Annotated in this window: 17 protein-coding genes; 11 read left to right on the forward strand and 6 right to left on the reverse strand. The window is 56.4% G+C overall.

The window, feature by feature from the left end:
* Nucleotide 1 precedes the first annotated feature (1 nt).
* The gene (locus BM344_RS01455) at nucleotides 2–1186 is read right to left on the reverse strand and encodes a thiamine pyrophosphate-dependent dehydrogenase E1 component subunit alpha (RefSeq protein ID WP_091985182.1); all 1185 of its coding nucleotides are present in this window, start codon (nucleotides 1184–1186) and stop codon (nucleotides 2–4) included.
* 331 nt (nucleotides 1187–1517) lie between these two features.
* On the opposite strand from BM344_RS01455, the gene BM344_RS01460 reads away from it, so the two are divergent.
* Nucleotides 1518–2972 (forward strand): malate:quinone oxidoreductase, encoded by a 1455-nt coding sequence (locus BM344_RS01460; RefSeq protein WP_091985185.1) that lies wholly within the window; start codon nucleotides 1518–1520, stop codon nucleotides 2970–2972.
* Nucleotides 2973–2992: 20 nt separating this feature from the next.
* On the opposite strand, the gene BM344_RS01465 is transcribed toward BM344_RS01460, so the two are convergent.
* The gene (locus tag BM344_RS01465; protein WP_091985187.1) at nucleotides 2993–3952 is read right to left on the reverse strand and encodes an AraC family transcriptional regulator; all 960 of its coding nucleotides are present in this window, start codon (nucleotides 3950–3952) and stop codon (nucleotides 2993–2995) included.
* A gap of 320 nt (nucleotides 3953–4272) precedes the next feature.
* Here BM344_RS01465 and BM344_RS01470 point away from each other — a divergent pair, with 320 nt between their 5' ends.
* The 4 genes from BM344_RS01470 to BM344_RS01485 all read left to right on the forward strand — a co-directional run bounded on the left by BM344_RS01470 (nucleotide 4273) and on the right by BM344_RS01485 (nucleotide 10597).
* Nucleotides 4273–5463, forward strand: coding sequence for an efflux RND transporter periplasmic adaptor subunit (locus tag BM344_RS01470; RefSeq protein ID WP_091985189.1), 1191 nt, complete (start codon nucleotides 4273–4275; stop codon nucleotides 5461–5463).
* The gene (locus BM344_RS01475; RefSeq protein ID WP_091985192.1) at nucleotides 5460–8663 is read left to right on the forward strand and encodes an efflux RND transporter permease subunit; all 3204 of its coding nucleotides are present in this window, start codon (nucleotides 5460–5462) and stop codon (nucleotides 8661–8663) included. Before BM344_RS01470 ends, BM344_RS01475 begins: the two co-directional genes overlap by 4 nt.
* A complete protein-coding gene (locus BM344_RS01480) occupies nucleotides 8656–10050 on the forward strand; it encodes an efflux transporter outer membrane subunit (RefSeq protein WP_091985193.1) in 1395 nt (464 codons plus the stop codon). Before BM344_RS01475 ends, BM344_RS01480 begins: the two co-directional genes overlap by 8 nt.
* 136 nt (nucleotides 10051–10186) lie before the next feature.
* On the forward strand, nucleotides 10187–10597 hold the full coding sequence (locus tag BM344_RS01485; protein WP_091985196.1) for an ACT domain-containing protein: 411 nt from the start codon (nucleotides 10187–10189) through the stop codon (nucleotides 10595–10597).
* 86 nt (nucleotides 10598–10683) lie between these two features.
* On the opposite strand, the gene BM344_RS01490 is transcribed toward BM344_RS01485, so the two are convergent.
* Complete coding sequence (locus tag BM344_RS01490) at nucleotides 10684–11931, reverse strand: ABC transporter substrate-binding protein (protein ID WP_091985198.1); 1248 nt, start codon at nucleotides 11929–11931, stop codon at nucleotides 10684–10686.
* Between the two features lie 595 nt (nucleotides 11932–12526).
* Between BM344_RS01490 and BM344_RS01495 the strand changes: the two genes are divergently transcribed.
* The 4 genes from BM344_RS01495 (at nucleotide 12527) to BM344_RS01505 (ending at nucleotide 15163) form a co-directional block, all read left to right on the forward strand.
* Nucleotides 12527–12895 carry a hypothetical protein gene (locus BM344_RS01495; protein ID WP_091985200.1) on the forward strand — a complete coding sequence of 123 codons (369 nt, stop codon included), beginning with the start codon at nucleotides 12527–12529 and terminating at the stop codon, nucleotides 12893–12895.
* Nucleotides 12896–13201: 306 nt separating this feature from the next.
* Nucleotides 13202–13753 (forward strand): PRC-barrel domain-containing protein, encoded by a 552-nt coding sequence (locus BM344_RS01500; protein WP_091985203.1) that lies wholly within the window; start codon nucleotides 13202–13204, stop codon nucleotides 13751–13753.
* Between the two features lie 73 nt (nucleotides 13754–13826).
* On the forward strand, nucleotides 13827–13988 hold the full coding sequence (locus BM344_RS17530; RefSeq protein WP_167363198.1) for a hypothetical protein: 162 nt from the start codon (nucleotides 13827–13829) through the stop codon (nucleotides 13986–13988).
* A gap of 107 nt (nucleotides 13989–14095) precedes the next feature.
* Nucleotides 14096–15163, forward strand: a complete 1068-nt coding sequence (locus BM344_RS01505; RefSeq protein WP_091985205.1) for an AI-2E family transporter — start codon at nucleotides 14096–14098, stop codon at nucleotides 15161–15163.
* Nucleotides 15164–15178: 15 nt separating this feature from the next.
* Here BM344_RS01505 and BM344_RS01510 read toward each other — a convergent pair whose 3' ends face one another.
* Together BM344_RS01510 and BM344_RS01515 are read right to left on the reverse strand one after the other, a co-directional pair.
* Nucleotides 15179–15667 (reverse strand): hypothetical protein, encoded by a 489-nt coding sequence (locus BM344_RS01510; RefSeq protein ID WP_091985207.1) that lies wholly within the window; start codon nucleotides 15665–15667, stop codon nucleotides 15179–15181.
* Nucleotides 15668–15669: 2 nt separating this feature from the next.
* Nucleotides 15670–15993 carry a DUF883 family protein gene (locus tag BM344_RS01515; protein ID WP_208603362.1) on the reverse strand — a complete coding sequence of 108 codons (324 nt, stop codon included), beginning with the start codon at nucleotides 15991–15993 and terminating at the stop codon, nucleotides 15670–15672.
* Between the two features lie 470 nt (nucleotides 15994–16463).
* On the opposite strand from BM344_RS01515, the gene BM344_RS01520 reads away from it, so the two are divergent.
* Together BM344_RS01520 and BM344_RS01525 are read left to right on the forward strand one after the other, a co-directional pair.
* Complete coding sequence (locus BM344_RS01520) at nucleotides 16464–16970, forward strand: PRC-barrel domain-containing protein (RefSeq protein WP_091985209.1); 507 nt, start codon at nucleotides 16464–16466, stop codon at nucleotides 16968–16970.
* 101 nt (nucleotides 16971–17071) lie between these two features.
* The gene (locus BM344_RS01525; protein WP_091985212.1) at nucleotides 17072–18151 is read left to right on the forward strand and encodes an endonuclease/exonuclease/phosphatase family protein; all 1080 of its coding nucleotides are present in this window, start codon (nucleotides 17072–17074) and stop codon (nucleotides 18149–18151) included.
* Nucleotides 18152–18174: 23 nt separating this feature from the next.
* Here the strand turns inward: BM344_RS01525 and BM344_RS01530 are convergent, their stop codons facing one another.
* Nucleotides 18175–19053: an alpha/beta fold hydrolase gene (locus BM344_RS01530; protein ID WP_091985214.1), complete on the reverse strand. Its 879-nt coding sequence runs from the start codon at nucleotides 19051–19053 to the stop codon at nucleotides 18175–18177.
* Between the last annotated feature and the right edge of the window lie 3 nt (nucleotides 19054–19056).

Below are 19056 nucleotides of genomic sequence, written 5' to 3' on the forward strand. Positions count from 1 at the left end.
ATCATGCTCCTCCCTTGGCGTGTTCGGCACTCTTCGGGTATTCGTCCGGATAACGACGAATGTGGGCCTTGAGCTTGTCGAACTGTTCGGCGAGTGAGGCTGGCACCTCGTCGTAGACATCGGTCACCAGCGATTCGAGTGGGGGAGGCGGTCGCTTCTGGGCTCGCTTCATGGTTTCCAGTACCTCCCGGCGCATGGATTCCTGGAGCTGCTTTTCTTCATCCTCGCTCCACCATTTCTTGCTTTCCAGCCACAGGCGCATGCGCAGGATCGGGTCTTTCTCACGCCACACGGCCTCCTCGTCCTTGCTGCGATAGCCGGACGGGTCGTCGGACGAGGAGTGGGCGGCCAGTCGATAACTCATGGCCTCGATCAGGACCGGGCGGTTGTGCTCGACCGCCATGGCGCGGGCGGCACGGGTGGCTTCGTACATGGCCAGCACGTCGTTGCCGTCTACCCGGATTACGTCCATCTTGTAGCCGTAGGCCCGGGGTGCCACGCCGTCGGCGGCAAACTGCTCGGCGGCAGGGGTGGAAATGGCGTATCCGTTGTTCCGGCACAGGAAAATCACCGGTACGCGATGCACCGCCGCCATGTTCAGAGCCGCGTGGAAATCGCCCTCGGAAGCCGCGCCTTCACCAAAATAGGTGATGGTGCAATGGCCGTCGCCGGCCATTTTCTGGCCATAGGCGTAGCCGGTGGCCTGGGGAATCTGGGTGGCCAGTGGCGAGGAAATGGTCATGTAGTTGAGCTTTTTCGAACCGTAGTGCACCGGCATCTGCCGGCCCTTGCCGTAATCCTGCTCGTTGCCGAACAGCTGGTTCATGAACTCGTCGATGGTGAAGCCCCGATAGGCGAGGGCGCCCTGTTCACGGTACTGGGCCATGATCATGTCGCCATCATCCAGTGCTGCGGCGCTGCCGATCACGGCGGCTTCCTCGCCGGTGCACTGCATGTAGAAGCTCAAGCGGCCCTGGCGCTGGGCGGCCAGCATGCGCTCATCAAGGATCCGGGTGGTGAGCATGGCCCGGTAGATTCGAAGGGCCTTGTCTTTGTCCAGATCAGGAGCCTTGGCCCCCTTATAGAGCTTGCCGTCTTGCTTGAGCAGTTTGAACGTGGGAATACGGAATTCCGCACCGTCGGTAAATACCGGGGAGTACGCAACTTTTGACTTTGTTGTTGTCATAATCCTCTTCCTGGGGTAATGGCCTGAGGAACAAAACACGCCTTGTGGGCATGTCGTTAAATGTCAGTGTAGACAGTCCTGAAGAATCTGGTGTGATGCTTCGGAACAGGGTTACCTTAACGTAAACTGCGCTTTTAGGGTAGGCCGCCGCGCAGATTCGTTAATGGCGAGATCGGGGTATACCGAAACCGCAGTATGGATTTTGATACAGAATTGCCTTGCGACCGTAACCGCCTACAGATCCCGTTAATTTCCGCCAGATGTCGGAAGCGTGATAAATTCAGCATCCGCAACGGGATTGGAACACATTGGAACGGGTGAGACTTTCTGTATGAACGTAACGATCATTGGCGCAGGGATTATGGGCACCACTTTTGCCGTACTGGCGAAGGAACTGGCGCCCGAGCTGGATGTGACCATCCTTGAACGGCTGGATGGCCCAGGGGCGGGCAACTCGTGGGTATTCAATAACGCGGGCACTGGCCATGAGGCCAACTGCGAACTGAATTACACCCCGGTGGATGAAGAGGTTATCTCGGTTGAGAAGGCTCTCAAGATCCACGCCCAGTTCAACGTGGCCAAACAGTTCTGGGCCTATCTGGTGGAGAAGGGCGCGATCAAGGAACCAAAAACCTTCATCAATCGCACCAAGCACTGCACTATCGTGTCTGAGCCCTCAATTCCGGAGCTCAAACTGCGTTACAAGGAGATGTCGGCCCACCACTTTTTCGAGCAGATGCGCTTCTCTGAGGATTTCGACGAGATCAAGAGCTGGATCCCGTTCACCATGGAAGAGCGTCCGCGTTCGGACAAAATGGCCGCCACGGTGATTGAAACCGGCACGGACGTGAACTTCGGCGCACTGACCGAACAGATGGCGGAATACGCCGTGAAAACGCTGGGCGTGAAGATCGAATACGGCACGCACGTGAAGCGAGTGCACCGGAGCCCGTCGGGTAGCTGGCTGATCGAGACCGAGCGTCGCGGTTCACCGGTCCGGCACAAAGCCGACGTTCTTTTCGTTGGGGCAGGTGGTGGTGCGTTCCCCATCTTGAAGAAAAGCCACCTGCCGTTTGCGCGGCGTTTTACCGGCTTCCCGGTGGGCGGCCGTTTCCTGCAGGCGCCGATCACCGCCGAGCAGGCAGAGCAGTACCGGGCGAAAACCTACGGCAAAGCCAAAGTGGGGGCCCCGCCCATGTCTGTGCCCCATCTGGACCTGCGGGTGGCCGATGGCCAGTATTACCTGCTGTTTGGGCCGTTCGCTTCCTTCAAGCCCGTTCTGGAGCGTGGAAGAGGTTTTCTGGACTACCTGAAGTCCATGCGCCTGCACGACATCCCCAGCCTGTTGAACGTCGCCATCGAGCACTTCCCGCTCGTGAAATACCTGGTGTCGGAGACCTTCAAGGGCGAGAAAAGCATGTTCGAGGAGCTGGAAAGCTTTGCGCCCGGCATGAGCAAGAAGTTCGACTGGAAGCCGGTCGAGGCAGGCCAGCGGGTACAGATTATCCGCGACGGCGACCTGCAGATGGGCACCGAGATTCTGGTCAGCAGAGACAAGACCTACGGTACTTTGCTGGGGGCCTCTCCGGGGGCTTCGGTGTCGCCGGAGGTAATGCTGCGCTGCCTGGAACAGTTGATGCCGGATCTGTTCGGCAAGCCGGAAGCGCAGGAAAAGAAAAAGGAAATGTTCCCAGAGGACAACCTGCAGACCCTCAGCCACGACGCCGACCGCTACCGCGAAATCCGCGATCTGGTGAATGCAAGGCTTGGAATTACGCCTGAATAAAATGCGCTGAGAGGAAACCGCTAAACAGAATCCGCGGTTTCCCTCTCGCCGCGCAGTAGCGAAACGTCTGCTTTCGGCGGCGCGCCAAACATCCGGCTGTATTCGCGGCTGAAGTGTGACGGGCTCTCGTAACCGACGCGATAACTGGCAGTAGCGGCTTCGAGCCCTTCGGTCAGCATAAGCCGGCGGGCCTCGTGCAGGCGCAGCTTCTTCTGGAATTGCAGCGGCGACATTCGCGTGACCTGCTTGAAGCTGTGGTACAGGGTGGACTCGCTCATGTTGGCGGCCTCCGCCAGTTGGCTGATTCGGAGCGGCTCCGCGTAGTGATCCTTGAGCGCCGTAATCACCGTGGATATCCGGTGTGCCTGGGTGTCGGTAGCGGCGAATTTGCGCATCCTGGAGCCCATATCGCCCACCAGTGCCCGATAGATGATTTCCCGCCGGGCCAGTGGCGCGAGGATGGGAATGTCGTCGGGTGAGTCCAGAAGTTGCAGAAGCCGGTAGAGTGCCCCCTGCATCCGCTCGTCCATCGACGAAACACAAAGACCACACTGAACTTCCGGGCAGGATTCGTTGGAATTCAGGGGAGGGGCCTTGTCTCCCAGCTCGATAATCAGCTCCGCCACCTCCTGTCTGTCGACCTTGAGCTTGGCCGCCAGGTAAGGGTGCTCAGTCGAGGCATCCACAATTCTGCCCAGCACCGGCAAGTGCACCGAGCTGGCCAGGTAGGTGAGAGGTTGGTAGGTAATCTCGCGGTCGCCAAGCTCGATGGTCTTGGTGCCCTGAATAACAAAGCACAGGGATGGTTCGTAGACACTGGAACCGCAGCTGGACGGATGATCGCACCGAATCAGCTCCAGCCCCTCAACGGCGGATCCCTGAACCCCCTGTTCTGGTGTCCATTTGCTGGCTACCCGGGCCAGCTGTTGCTGCAGGTTGAGTGTGAGATTTCCGGAAATCTCTGGAATCACGGCGGTCATCAAAGCTTCTCCTTTTGCGGCAGTATATCCCTGCGAATCCTCACCGGCTGCCTGAACCAGGCCTTTCTGCAGGATCAGGCAATGACCTCGCAGAATTCGGCAAGCGAAACCTGAGAGACCCAAAGGGCTCCGCAGAATCAGGCAAGCTTTCCGCAGTAACCCGATACCGTCTTTGATCTCAGATTCTCTATCGTTTCTGGTCTGTTGGGAATACTCCCTGTCGAATCCGGAGGCCCCCAACCGACTAGACAAGCAATCCCACCGATTACTTGGAACGGGTAATGCCCACAAGGCGATCCCGAATACTGGAGCGAGGAACCATGGAAAGTCCGATTGCAAGAAAATACCCAATCAAGGGTCCCTTGGCAGGCCTGGCCGTTATCCTGGCGTTACTGTTGAGTGGCTGCGAGGTAAAAAGCGACGTGGCATCGGCCATGCCTCCACCGCCGGAGGTTGATGTAGCGGAGGTAGTGCAAGAAGGAGTTACTCTTTGGGAGTCCTTTACTGGCCGGGTGGCGTCGCCGGAAACGGTCGAGTTGCGGCCCCGGGTGAGCGGCTATATCACCGAGGTGGCTTTTGAAGAGGGCGAGATGGTAAAGGCCGGTGATCTGCTGTTCCAGATTGATCAGCGACCCTACCAGGCACGACTGGAGGCCGCTCGCGCCGACCTCGCCCTGGCGGAAAGTCAGCTTGAATTGGCCCGCAGCGAGGCCGGTCGGGCAGAGTCGTTGTTGGCGAGCCGTGCCATTTCCCGGGAAGAATACGACCAGCGTAATGCCGCCCTGATGAGCGCCCGGGCACGTGTTCAGGCCGCCCGTGCGGCACTGGATACCGCCGAGCTGGACCTGCAATACACCCGGGTGACGGCGCCGGTCAGCGGACGGGCGGGACGTGCCCTGATTACCCGTGGCAACCTTGCCAACGCCGACCAGAGCCTTCTTACCACAGTGGTGTCTGTCGACCCGCTGCACGTCTACTTTGACGCTGACGAGAAGGCGGGCATCAACAGCCAGGAACTTCTGGCCGATGGTGGCCGGCCCAACGTGCGCATCGCCCTGGATAACGAAACCGATCACCCTTACCTGGGCACGCTGGATTTCATCGACAACCAGGTGAATCCGGGCACCGGTACCTTGCAGCACCGGGCTGTGCTTGCCAATCCGGACGGGCTGATCCGGCCGGGCCAGTTTGCCCGTGTTGAAATGCCGGTGCTCCGGATCGACAAGGCACTGCTGGTTCAGCGCAAAGCGGTGTTGGCTGATCAGGACCGTCGTTATGTGTATGTGGTGGATGCCAACAATCGGGCGACGCCAAAGCACGTGGACACTGGCCGCCAGGTCGGCGACCTGTTGGTAATTCACGACGGGCTGTCCGCCGGTGAACGGGTCATTATCAATGGCGTGCAGAAGGTTTTCGGTGCGGGTATGGAAGTGCGGCCCCAGCTGATCGCCATGAAGGAACCGGCACCCACTGAGAACGCCGTAGCGTCGGCTCAGGAGCTGGCAGAATGAATTTCTCCCGTTTCTTTGTTGACCGGCCCATATTCGCGGCGGTCCTCTCGATCATCATTTTTGCCATTGGCCTGATCTCCATTCCCAACCTCCCGGTGAGTGAGTATCCGGAAGTGGTCCCGCCTTCGGTGGTTGTGCGCACCGTGTATCCCGGTGCAAACCCGAAAGAAATCGCGGAAACGGTAGCAACGCCGCTGGAGGAAGCCATCAGCGGTGTTGAGGACATGATGTACTTCAAATCGGTAGCGGGTTCGGACGGCGTACTGCAGATGACCGTAACCTTCCGACCGGGCACCAATGCCGAAGACGCCACCGTACGAGTGCAGAACCGCGTGAGCCAGGCGCTGGCCCGGTTGCCGGAGGAGGTGAGGCGGCAGGGTGTGACTACCCAGAAGCAGTCGCCGACCTTCCTGATGGTGGTTCACCTGACCTCACCGGGCGGCACCTATGACACGCTGTATTTGCGCAACTATGCGCGCCTGCATGTACGTGATCGTCTGGCCCGGATTCAGGGAGTAGGGGATGCGCAGATCTTCGGCGGTGGCGACTACGCCATGCGCGCCTGGCTTGATCCGGAGCGAATCGCGGCCAGGGGGCTGACTGCCGGCGACGTGGTACGTGCGATGCGGGAGCAGAACGTGCAGGTGTCGGCCGGCCAGATTGGCGCGGAACCCGTGCCGGACAGTGATTTCCTGACCCTGATCAACGCCCGCGGCCGGCTGGAGACCGTGGAGGAGTTTGGCAACATCGTGCTCAAGCGGGGCGACAACGGCGAGCTCCTGCGCCTCAATGACGTTGCCCGCCTTGAGATGGGTGCGGGTAATTACACCCTGCGCTCCCAGCTGGATGGCAAGGATGCCGTTGCCATTGGTATATTCCAGGCCCCGGAAGCGAACGCGCTTGAGATCCGGGATGAAGTGATCGCCACCATGGATGAACTGGCCACCCGGTTCCCGAATGACGTCAAGTACGAAGCCGTCTACGACACCACCATTTTCGTCAGTGATTCCATCAAGTCGGTGGTCGCCACGCTGTTGGAAGCAGTGTTGCTGGTTGTTCTGGTAGTCACGTTGTTCCTGCAAACCTGGCGGGCCTCGATCATTCCGCTTCTGGCGGTGCCGGTATCGGTGATTGGCACGTTCGGTGCGCTGTACCTGCTGGGCTACTCCATCAACACCCTCACGCTGTTCGGCCTGGTGCTGGCCATCGGCATCGTAGTGGATGATGCCATCGTGGTGGTGGAGAACGTGGAGCGCAACATTGAAGAGGGCAGAACGCCCCTGGCGGCCGCCCATCAGGCCATGAAGGAAGTTTCAGGCCCCATCATCGCCATTGGCCTGGTGTTGTGTGCCGTGTTCATCCCGATGGCGTTTCTGTCTGGTGTGACGGGCCAGTTTTACCGCCAGTTTGCGGTTACCATCGCCATATCCACGGTAATCTCCACCATCAACTCCCTGACCCTGTCTCCGGCACTGGCGGCCATGTTGCTCAAACACCACGAAGCACCCAAGGACCGGCTGCAACGGGTGATTGATGCTCTGTTTGGCTGGGTATTCCACCCGTTCAACCGGTTCTTCAATGCCAGCGCCGAGAAATACCAGGGTGGCGTATCCCGCTCCCTGCGCCGCCGGGGCTCGGTATTCGTGGTGTATGCGCTGTTGCTGGCCGGCACCGGGATGATGTTCAAGGTTGTACCGCCGGGTTTCATCCCGATCCAGGACAAGCTGTACCTGATCGCCGGCGTGAAGCTGCCCGAAGGCGCCTCCCTTGAGCGCACCGATCAGTTGCTGCAGCAGGTGACCGATATCGCCATGGAGACCGAAGGCGTCGCCAACGCGGTCGCCTTTCCGGGGCTGAACGCGCTGCAGTTCACCAACACCTCGAATACCGGTGTGGTGTTCTTCCCCCTGAAGCCCTTTGAAGAGCGCAGCCTCAGTGCCGGGGAGATCAACGCCCAGATCAACCAGAAGATCAGCGGGCTGAAGGACGGCTTTGCCTTCTCGTTCATGCCTCCCCCCATCCTCGGCCTGGGCAATGGCTCGGGCTACCAGTTGTTCATAGAGGATCGGGCAAACCTGGGCTATGGCGCTTTGCAGGATGCCGTTAACCAGTTCCAGGGCGCCATCGCCCAGACACCGGGCATGGGTTACCCAATCAGCAGCTACCAGGCCAACGTGCCGCAGCTGGATGCCGAAGTCGACAGGCTCAAGGCCAAGGCCCAGGGTGTTCCCCTCACAGAGCTGTTCGATACTCTGCAAACCTACCTTGGCTCCACGTACGTGAACGACTTCAACCGCTTCGGCCGTACCTGGCAGGTCATTGCCCAGGCGGATGCCCCGTACCGCGACAGCGTGGAGGATATTGCCCGGTTGAAGACCCGCAATGCCGAGGGCGAAATGGTGCCCATTGGCTCCATGGTAGAGATTCGCCAGAGCTTCGGCCCGGACCCTGTGCTGAGATACAACGGCTACCCGGCGGCGGACATCGCCGGCGAGGCAGACCCGCGGGTATTGTCGTCCGCCCAGGCCATGGACACGCTGGGGGCGCTCGCAGGCCAGGTTCTGCCAGCGGGCATGGATTTCGAGTGGACCGACCTCAGTTACCAGCAGGCGAACCAGAGCAATGCCGCTCTGGTGGTATTTCCGCTCGCAATACTGCTCGTGTTCCTGGTACTGGCCGCGCTGTATGAGAGCTGGACCTTGCCCCTGGCTGTCATCCTCATCGTGCCCATGTGTATGTTGTCGGCCCTCATTGGCGTGTGGTTTGGCGGTGGCGACAACAACATCTTTGTTCAGGTAGGGCTTGTGGTGCTGATTGGCCTGGCCTGTAAGAACGCCATATTGATTGTCGAGTTCGCCCGGGAGCTGGAGCTGCAAGGCCGTGGTGTGGTGGAGGCTGCGCTGGAGGCCTGCCGGTTACGCCTGCGGCCGATCATCATGACCTCCATTACCTTCACAGCCGCGGTGGTGCCGTTGGTACTGGCCACCGGTGCCGGCGCCGAGGTTCGCCAGGCCCTGGGCACAGCGGTATTTGCCGGCATGGTAGGCGTAACATTGTTCGGGCTGTTCCTGACGCCGGTGTTCTATGTGGCCCTGCGCAAGCTCTCCGGCAGTTACCGCCTGAAGAGTCACCACAGCTCAACACTGATCTGCGACGATGAGCCCGACGACGCATCTCTGCCAGGAGGTAGCCATGCCTAACATACTTGCCATAGCCGTTACCCTGCTGGTGTTGACCGGCTGTGCCGTAGGTCCGGATTACCAGGCCCCTGCCACACCGGAGCCAAAAGCCTACTCCGAAGGCCAGGCGATGGTTGCCGGAGAGCATGACCAGCAGCTTTTCTGGCAAGGGTTCGAAGACCCTATACTGGAACGGCTGATTGACCAGACCCTGGCCGCGAACCACACGCTGGAGGCCGCAGCGGCCCGATATCAGCGTTCGGCGGCGCTGTTGTACGGTGCGGAATGGGAGCAATGGCCGGAGCTCTCAGTGAATGCCGAGGCCTCCGAGCAGTATCTTGCGGATATCGAACAGACGCCTCCGGGTGGTGGCCCTGAGCGAGTCCAGCGTTTCCAGGCCGGTATTGCCGCCACCTGGGAGCTGGACCTGTTCGGGCGCCTGAGGCGGGCCACGGAAGCCCAGCGTGCTGAATTACAGGCCTCGGGCGAAGACCTCGCGGCGGCTCAGGTAGCGTTGGTCGGACAGCTCGCCAGCAATTACTTTGAACTTCGGGGACTTCAGCAGCAGTATCAGGTTGCTTTGCAGAGCGTGGCGTTGCAGCGAGAATCCCTCGACATTGTAACTGCCAGGGTGAGCGCGGGGCGGGGCACCGAGTTTGATCAGGTCCGGGCCAGTGCCCAGTTGGAGCAGACCCGCGCTGAACTGGCTACCTTACAGGCCGGCATAGGGGCCGCCATGCACCGAGTGGCGGTACTCACCGGCCAGCCGCCCACCGCGCTCGTGGATCTGTTGTCGGGGCCGGGGCGGTTGCCGGAAGCTCTGCCAGTAATACCCGTGGACAGCCCCGGCGAGGTCCTGCGACGGCGCCCAGATGTTGCCGCTGCGGAACGCCGCCTGGCCGCAGCCACCGCCCGCATTGGTGTCGCTACCGCCGATCTGTTCCCCAGGTTTACCCTGAGTGGCCTGCTTGGCTCGGTGGCTGCCGATGCCAGCGACCTGTTTACAGGCCCTGCGGAAACCCGACGGGTGGCGCTGGGCATCGACTGGACCTTCCTGAACCAGGGCAGGGTGCGTGCCCGCATCGAGGCAGCGGGTGCCGGAAGCCGGGAGGCGTTGGCCAACTACCAGCAAACCGTACTCGAAGCGCTGGAAGAAACCGAGACACGGCTGGTGCGGTATCAACGAGCCCAGCAAAGGGAAGAGCGGTTGGCCCTGGCGATGGACCACGCTGAGCGGGCCGTTGAGCTTGCCAGGGAGCGTTACCGGGAAGGCCTGGTGGGTTTCTTCGAAGTGCTCGATGCCGAGCAGTCGTTTACCGCCGTTCGTGATGAAGTGGTACGCAGCCGCACCGCGGTAGTTCTGTCCATGGTGGATGTTTATCGCTCACTGGCTGGCCAGCCGGGGTAGTCGCCGCCGACAGGCTGCCCTCCGGGGCAGCCTCCTGTTAAACCGAATTCGCATTCAATAACGTATTTCTCCTTATAAAGGCTGAACATGCTACCTTTTAAGGGAAGCCAAGCCATGGGGCCAGAGGGCAGTAAACATGATGCGAACCGAATTCCTCCAGAATCTGATCCGTCAGCTTTCACCGAAGCTGGACCCGGTGTCTTATGTGTACTGCACCGTACCGAAAGCGCGGTACGGCGAACTGGAACATCTCAGGCCTATAGTAAGCATTGCCGAACTGGAGGGACTCACACTGGTGATTCCGCTTGAACAGGCGAAGGATGAGGGTTTGGATTATTACCGGGTTTTTCGCCGAATCACCCTGGAAGGACACTCCAGCCTTGAGGCACTCGGGCTCACCTCCGTAGTCACCAGCCTGCTGGCCGAGCGGGGCATTACAACCAATGTGATCGCCGGTTTTTACCACGACCATATGTTCGTGCCGAATGACCGCACAGATGAGGCCCTGCGGGCGCTCAAGGAACTGGCTGAAAACCCGGAAGGTTAAGTCGTCTGGCCAGGCTGCACGCCAGGTATCGCAGAGGTGCAGGCGACCGCAGAAACGAGTGAGAGGAGGGCGTAATGTGTCCGTCCTCAGCGGCTCGCTTCGGCTGGTGCAAAACCGAAGATCATGATTCTGGCAGCTTCCAGACCTTCTGTTACGGCCTCTATGTTTCCGGTACTGAGGTAGTCAGCCAGTAAAGGGGTTGCCAGGTGATCGAAAGCAGGGGACGTATCCCGGTCAAAGTATTGAGCAAGTCCCGCCGCTCCGTTTATCAATTCGGCACCCTCCCTTACAAACCGGTCCTTGCCGACAGTACTTTCCTTGTTTGGTGGAAGGTAACCCAGATCTTTATTAAGCATTGTTGGAACATCCGCACGTGCGATGAATCGTAGAAAGGCTTTTGCTTCGTCTACTTTCGTTGTGCTTTTGGGGATCATAAACACATCGGTTGGTGCATCTTCGTAGATGGGGATGTTCTTATTGATGCTGGGAAAGGGCATAAAACCGATGTCTTGAAAGAGTGGGTCTTTGATTGGCCATCTGCTGGCCACAAAGTTGCCCAGCAACATAAAGCCAATCTTTTTACGATAAAAAAACGGAAGCACGCCGTCCCAGTCATAATTTTCATGGCCTTCATTGAAAAAATCGTTATCGATTAACCTTTTCCACTCAATCAAGACCTTCTGTACTCGTCCATCGTGAAAGGAAACGTTGCCACTGAGCAGCTCCAGATGAAAATCCAGGCCATTCATACGAAGATTGATGTAATCAAACCAGGCTGCGGCAGGCCAATTCTGGCGGGTTCCGATCCCAATCGGAGTAATGCCAGCTTCCTTCATTCTGCTTAGTATCGCAATAAAGGACTCCCAATCCTCAGGCGCACCGCCGAACTCTTCAATCATGGATTTCCTGAAGAAAAGGCCCCAGTGATAGTAGGCAAATGGAATCGCGTAGACTTGTCCATTAAATGTGACGCCCGGCTTAAAGTGTAAGAACTGTTCGTCGTAATTTTCCGTGTTCCAAAGCTCGGTGATGGGCAGAATCAAACCTTTCTCTGCATATAGATACAGGCGTTGCGACGCACTCCAGAACATGACATCCGGTGTATTTTTCCCTTCGATTAACCAGACGGGCACTTTTCGTTTGTAACCAAGATCTGTTTCGACAACAGACAGGACCTTGATCCCAGTTTCGAACTGAAATTGCTGGAAGATTTCTTCGAATTTATCGCGCTGGTTTGGCTGGAGTTGGAGACTGACACGAATTTCCTGAGCAGAGAGAAGGCTCGCGGCGCCGAAAAACAAACAGACGAAAAGTAGTGCATCCCTGAAATTCATGTGTAGTGCCCATTCGTGGACGTAATCGGGTGCAGCTGAGGCTTCCAGCCATGATTAGAGAATAGGAGGTAGCGTGAGGATCAGCCAATTTTATGTGGACGACCACACATAGTACTAAATTTCCGCCACGGTATATCAGTGGCTTACCTGCCAACATCCACACAAAATGCTAAACAACCTTAATGTAGATTCGAGAATAGGGCGCTCATTTCGGTTTCCACACAAAGTGCTAAATTTGGCGTCCGACTCGGAGTTTGGAATAGTTTCCTTGGAATGGATAGATTGGAGGTAAGCAGCAAGCCTTCTCAGCAGGGACGCAACTAAACAAAAGCGAACTTTTTACTGCCCCACGATGGGAAGTCCACAGCCATTTTAAAGCCGTCCTTGGGAACGCCTAATGACCTCTCCGTTGGTAACGAACCGGATGCTCGTTCAGTGAACCTGAAAAGCTCAGAATCTTTTTGCAGTTAGTGTGATCATTCTAATTCTTGAGCATATGGTGCATATATCGATTGAAACAGCGGCCACAAAAAGTGAGCCGAACGATGCAGATTTCAATTTCGAAAACATGCATTAAAACCTTAAAGGAAAGATCATGGGTAAGCTTAAGACATATCAAGAACAGCTTCAGGAAATCGTAGAGAAGGGTATCAACGCAGCTGAAGAGCAGCAGAAAAAGCTGGCTTCCAAGCCGTTCGAATACGCTGAAAAATTTGAAAATGATGTTCGTGAGTACAGCGTTACAACTCTTCGCACCCGTTACTACGACTACAGCGAGAGCCTGTTCGAGCAACTGCGCGCTCTGAACACCCGTTTCGGTAGCTTCGCTGCTGATCTGGTTGCCAAGCTTGAGAAAGAAGTTGTTGAAGGCGCTGACGAAGTTGCTGAAGCTGCCGACGCCGTTAAAGAGTCTTTGGAAGAGCAAAAGCCTGCTGCCAAAGAGACTACAACTGCCTCTGCCTGAGCAGGCCGGGTTCAGTTGTTGAGAGGCCGCCTTAAGGCGGCCTTTTTTATGCGTGTTTTATGGCTTTAACGAATATCGGATAGCAGTTCCTTTAAACACTAGCCATTTCCTTTGCGCTGCGACACCTTTGCTTTTCTTAAGCGCGTTAGCGAACCGACCGACCACATCCCTTCGAGTAAGTTAGACCCTGATACTGAATTTGATATGCCGTTGTATCTCAGTTTCCTTCCCTGAGAAGGACTACTTGATAAGGCTGCTGGCAAGGGTATCCCATCTGACACGCACATGTGATTCCAGGAGAATCCTATGAAAAAGTTACACTCACTCGCATTTTATGCACTGATCACGCCGGCCATAACTCTGGGTTCAGGTGCTTTACTCGCCACGCAGGGCAATAGCGAGGTTCAAGATCTTGGAGAGCAGAGCATGGGGTACGACGCTGCCCCCGAAAAGCAGGGGATTGGGCAAGACAGGACCGTCACCAAGTCCAAATACAACAATGGTGGGGCTGCCGGGCTAACTCATCAAAAGTCGGGCGACCAGCCTGGAATGGAAAACCGAGGCTATGTGACTTCCGTCCCGCCTTATGGAACACGCGCGAGCAAACTGATTGGTACTGAAGTAAAAACCGCCCGTGATGAGAACGTGGGGTCGGTAAACGACCTACTTATTGGCCAGGACGGTCAAATCGTCGCTGTCGTTGTCGGCGTCGGGGGTTTTCTAGGCATGGGTGAAAAGAATGTCGCCATCAGCTGGGACAATGTCACCAGGTCAGGCGCTGCTGATGAGCAGCAACTGCGTATTGACCAGACCCGAGAGGAACTGAAGTCTGCGCCTGATTACAAAGAGCAGAAGTAACATCCCGCACCCGATAAGGGCGCTGGCAAAGGTGACGTGATTGCCGAAACTTCATCGAAAAAGGAAAAGTACTATGAACCTTTACAAAACCATGTTGGCCGCCTTGTTTGTGAGCGGTCTCACAATCACCCTGTCCGCTTGCGAAGAGCAGGGGCCTTTAGAAGAAGCTGGCGAAGAAATTGATGATTCGATCGAAGACGCGGGCGATGCCATCGAAGATAAAACAGATGGCTAGTGGTGATATTTTGTCGAATAGGAGCATTTAAACTGGAGACGGGTCCGCAACCGAAAGACGACACTCCGTCGAAGACCGCTCTGATTGAGGCCGTCAATATCCGTAGTATGGCGCTGGTCATCCTGACCAGTATCGCCACTATATTCTTTATCGATTGGGCACAGTCCGTTCTGCTACCGCTCGTTATTGCGGTGCTCATCAGCTACTCCCTGGACCCGGTGGTATCGCTGTTCGATCGCATCCGAATTCCCAGACCCCTGAGCGCTGCCCTGATACTCATGGCATTCGTCAGCGCGCTCGCCGCCGCAAGCTTTCCTCTGAAGCAAGAAACCATGGCCATGCTGGACAAAATCCCGGTTGCCATCAAGGAATTCCAGCGCAAAGAGGCGCGTGCTCCCAGGGAAGAGGGCATCATGGAAAAAGCGCAGACCGCCGCAAAGGAAATTGAAGCTTCCGCCAAGCCGGATGGGCAAAAGCCAATGTCCGCGGATGACGGGGTGACACCGGTGCGCGTGATTGAAAAGCCGATGGACATCCAGGAGTACGTGGTCAAAAGCTCACCTGCCGCTCTGGTGCTGATCACCCAGTGCTTTTCTGTGTTGCTCATGGTGTACTTTCTGCTGTCCGTGGGTTCGCTTTACAGGCGCAAGGTGGTAAAAATCTCCGGGCCGTCTTTTGCGCGTATGCGTAAAGCCGCCAGAATTCTGGACGACCTTCACCATCAGATTCGCCGCTTCCTGTTCGTCATGGTGATCAGCGCTGTCTTTGTTGGGGTAGTAACCTGGTTGGCGTTTCTGGCGCTGGGGGTGGAGCAGGCGGCACTGTGGGGTGTGGTCGCCGGAGTGGCGAGCGCTATTCCCTACGTGGGTCCGATTTTGGTGTTTTTGGTTAGCGGCGGCGCTGCTTTCCTCCAGTTCGGCGAACTGCAAATGGCTATTATCGTGGCCAGCACTTCACTAATCATCACCAGCGTACAGGGCAATATGCTGACGCCCTGGCTCACCAGCTATATGTCCAGTCTCAATGCGGTCGCGATTTTTATCAGCCTTCTGTTCTGGGGTTGGATTTGGGGCCCGGCGGGATTAATTATCGCCACACCTCTACTGATGATCATCAAGTCATTGTGTGATCATGTTGTGAACCTGCGGGCGATGGGCGAACTGTTGGGCAAATAACCGAGTGAGCACCGTTCAGGCTTGAGCAGCGCCGCCCGGTGGTTTCCGATCCGATGATGTGCGTTCCTCGTTAGATCCCGTTCGCTTCATCAATTCCATGCCACCTTGCAGAAGCAGTTCTCTGAGGCGGGGGTCACTTTGCTGAGCGATCCCGACGGCAAATGCCGTAAAAGCCGATTCCAGCGGATTTTCCCGAATCAGTTCACGAAGCTCATCAAGCGTCGAGGCCGCACCAGCACCTTTACCTTCGCGTCGTTTTGGAGAAGACCCCGTATTCATCATTCGCCAGAAGAAGATGGCCAAGAGCAGCACACATGCGAATCCGACCACGGCCATGGACGCGGCCTCTCCAATGATTGGTGCAAGCCCCATAATGGCAGCCTGGACCAACAGGTAGAGGCCTGTAATCAACAGGGCAATGAGCAAGACCATCGCAAGCATAAAAGCCGTCATAGCAGCGACAGCCTTGCGAACCGCGCCCCTGACCTGAGCCGACTCAAACATGATCAGCGGTCAAGTAGCTTGCCCACCAGAACACCCACCAGAAACATGATAACGACGCTGAGAAACGGACGTTCCTCAATCTTGTGCTCGACATCATGCACCGCTTTGTCGCCGGCGTCCTTCGCGCGATTCAGCGCGTCATTGCCTTTCTGCCTGACCTGATCAAACGCTTCACGACTTTCCTTACGGATCTCATCCCGCAGATTGCTGATATTGCTCTTCTGGCCCTCAGAAAAAGTTCGCGTCAGATTCGCCATATCCTCACGAAGCTGCTTCAAGTCCTCTCTGACCTGTTTGTATTCATCCTGAGTGGATTTAGCTTCCATTATGCCGCTCTCCTTAACCATTAGATCTACCACAAACTGGGCACTTCTAAAGACCAGGATGTCCATGTACCGAATATAAAACGTATCGTCAGCCCATCGGTAGAGCTGTATTGAGCGTAGCAGAACCTCGCAGTTTCGCACTGAAACTATGTGTATCCCGTTTACTGGTAAGGAAGCAGGGCGTTGATGAATTGTTGCGCTGCTTTGAAAGCAGGCTCGGTAGGACTTTTCTAGCAGAAGCTAACAGGTCTTTTCCAGGGCATGCCTGGGGCGTCCGAGGATATTACTTAGTGCGTCACCGAACCGACTGACTGGATCCTCCGGAGTATTGTAAAAGCTCATCCTGAACTTGAAGTCACTAGCAGTATTCAGTTGCCTTCCCCGCAATGACGCTGGGGAAGGAAGCCCTGATGAGGCAGCGAACAAGGACATGTTGTCCGACTTGCACATCCGATTCCAGGGAGAATCCTATGAAAAAGTTACATGCTTTAGCATTTTACGCAATGGTTGCACCGGCCCTGACTCTGGGTTCTGGCGCTCTGCTAGCTCAGGAATCATCCAGTTCGAGCGCCAGCGGTGAAAGCCAGGCGACCGAACGGGACTATGAGTCCGGCAAGTCTTCCGATACCAAGCTTCAGTTTGGTCAAAAGGAGCCTGGCCACTCAGGCATGAAAGGTGAGAACTACATGAGCGCTGTGCCTGCCCAGGGCATGCAGGCGACAGATCTGATTGGTGCCGATGTTAAAACCACCGGTGGCGACGAAGTAGGCGCGATCAGCGATCTGATTATTGACCAGGACGGTAGGGTAGTCGCGATTGTCGTTGGCGTCGGTGGGTTCCTCGGCATGGGCGAGAAAAACGTCGCCATTAGCTGGGAGCGGGTCACCAAATCAGGCACTGCCGATGATCGGGAACTGAGGATTAATCAGACTCGTGAAGAGCTGAAGTCTGCGCCAGAGTATAAAGTGCAGAACTAAATCCCGGTTTCACCGAGTAGTGGTTAAAAAAGCAATGGCAGGGGCGTAAGCCTCTGCCATTTGCCCAATGCAATGGTGCCACGGTTATGAACTTCTAGCTGATGAAAACTGCCCTAATTATATTGGCGCTGTCCGTCGTGCTGATGACCGCATTACCGTTGCTACGACTCAATCAATGGTGGATTCGCATTCTTGACTTCCCGAGAGTGCAGATCTTGGTTGCAAGTATCGTACTCACAGGCGCCTGTCTGTTCTTTCTCGACTTCTCAGAATTTTATGACGTCGCTTTGCTAGGTCTGTTACTGCTGGCGATGGGCTATCAGGTTGTGAAAATCTTTCCCCACACACGATTGAAGCGAAAGCAGGTGTGTCCTGCACAGTCGTGCTCAGACAAGAAGAGCCTCAGCTTGCTTGTGGCAAACGTACTAATGGAGAACCGAAACGCAGAATCATTCCTTGAAGTCGTGCGTATGTACGATCCTGATGTGATTCTTACCATAGAAACAGATTGGTGGTGGCAAGAGGCCCTGCAGTCGCTGGAAGAGAGCTATCCTTACACGCTGAAAAACCCGCTGGACAATACTTATGGCATGCTGGTGTTCAGTCGACTGAAACTGGCGGATACCGAGATCCGGTTTCTTCTGAAAGACAGCATTCCGTCAATGCATATGAGAGTGATATTGCGATCGGGCGATCCTGTCTGTCTGCATTTCGTTCATCCTGACCCACCCAACCCCGTTTATGCCACCGAGACAACCGGCAGGGATGCCGAGCTGCTCATCGTTGGTCGGGAGGTCGCAAAACGGGGTAACCCCACCATTGTTGCCGGGGACTTCAACGATGTGGCCTGGTCCCGCACCACCAGTCTGTTCCAGAAAACCAGCGGTCTGCTCGACCCTCGTGTCGGGCGAGGAATGTATAACACCTTCAACGCGAAGAATCTGCTTCTGCGCTGGCCGCTTGATCACGTTTTTCATTCCGACCATTTCAAGCTCGTTCGAATGGAGCGAGGCCCTGCCTGGGGGTCAGACCATTTTCCTGTGTATATCCAACTGAACCTGGAAGCCGGCGCAGAAGCCGAGCAGGAGGAACCGGATACAAGTCCGTCAGAGAGTCGACAGGTTGAGGAAAAAATTGAAGAGGGGAGGCAAGAGGCATGGCTCTACGCCACCCATGATTAAAATCATTGGAAGGCTCCTCAGGGTCAGACAGCAAGCGATTCAGTGGTGTTGAAAAATTTCTGCAAAGCCCGAGCGACAGATTGAGGGCATTCGTGGTGCGGAAAATGGCCACAACCTTTGAAGATTTCTAGGAGGGTGCCGTCAACCGCTTTAACCATTGCGCGAGCGTGTTCGACCGGAATAATCCTGTCGAGGTCTCCCCAGAACAGTCCTACGGGTGGCATATCCGGAATTTCATGGGCATGTTGAAAAAAATTCCGGGTCTGGCCTCGCCAGTTGATCACGTCGGCGACGGTCCGGGCAAAGGCGCGAGCGGAACCCCGCTGTGAATTGATTCTGCTCAATTCAGCGATGTGATCTCTGCGCAAGGAATTGTCCAGGTGCCAGAGCGCTAGGAGGGTTCCCTTCGACATGAACGGTTGCCCAAACTTCTCGATAAGCCAGGGAATCGACGCCAGTCGCAGTTCGATAGCCACCTCACGGCCAAGCCCTCCGGATGATAGAAGGGCCAGCTTGCGGATGCGGTGGCGACACTCCCGAACCAGCATCTGCGCCACCCCACCACCAAATGAATGACCAACGAAGTCTGCCTGCTGAATATCGAGTAGGTCGAGCCATTGCGCCATGATTGAGGCATGCCATTGTAGTTCATAGCTAGCGTCCGGACGTCCAGAGTAGCCATGCCCCGGCAGGTCGGGAATGAGCACACGACGGTCCCTCGACATGTCTGTGCTGATCTGCTCCCAAGTGCTGTAACAGTCATTAAGACCATGGAGGAGAATGAGTGGAGGGTTGACGTCCGAATTCCCGACATCAAGCCAGTGTAAATTAACACCACCCACATCCGCATAGCGATGCTGTGCCGAGGGGTAGATGGATGTGGGTTGAAGAACCTTGTTCATAGA

The organism is Marinobacter gudaonensis (assembly GCF_900115175.1).
GTDB lineage: Bacteria > Pseudomonadota > Gammaproteobacteria > Pseudomonadales > Oleiphilaceae > Marinobacter > Marinobacter gudaonensis.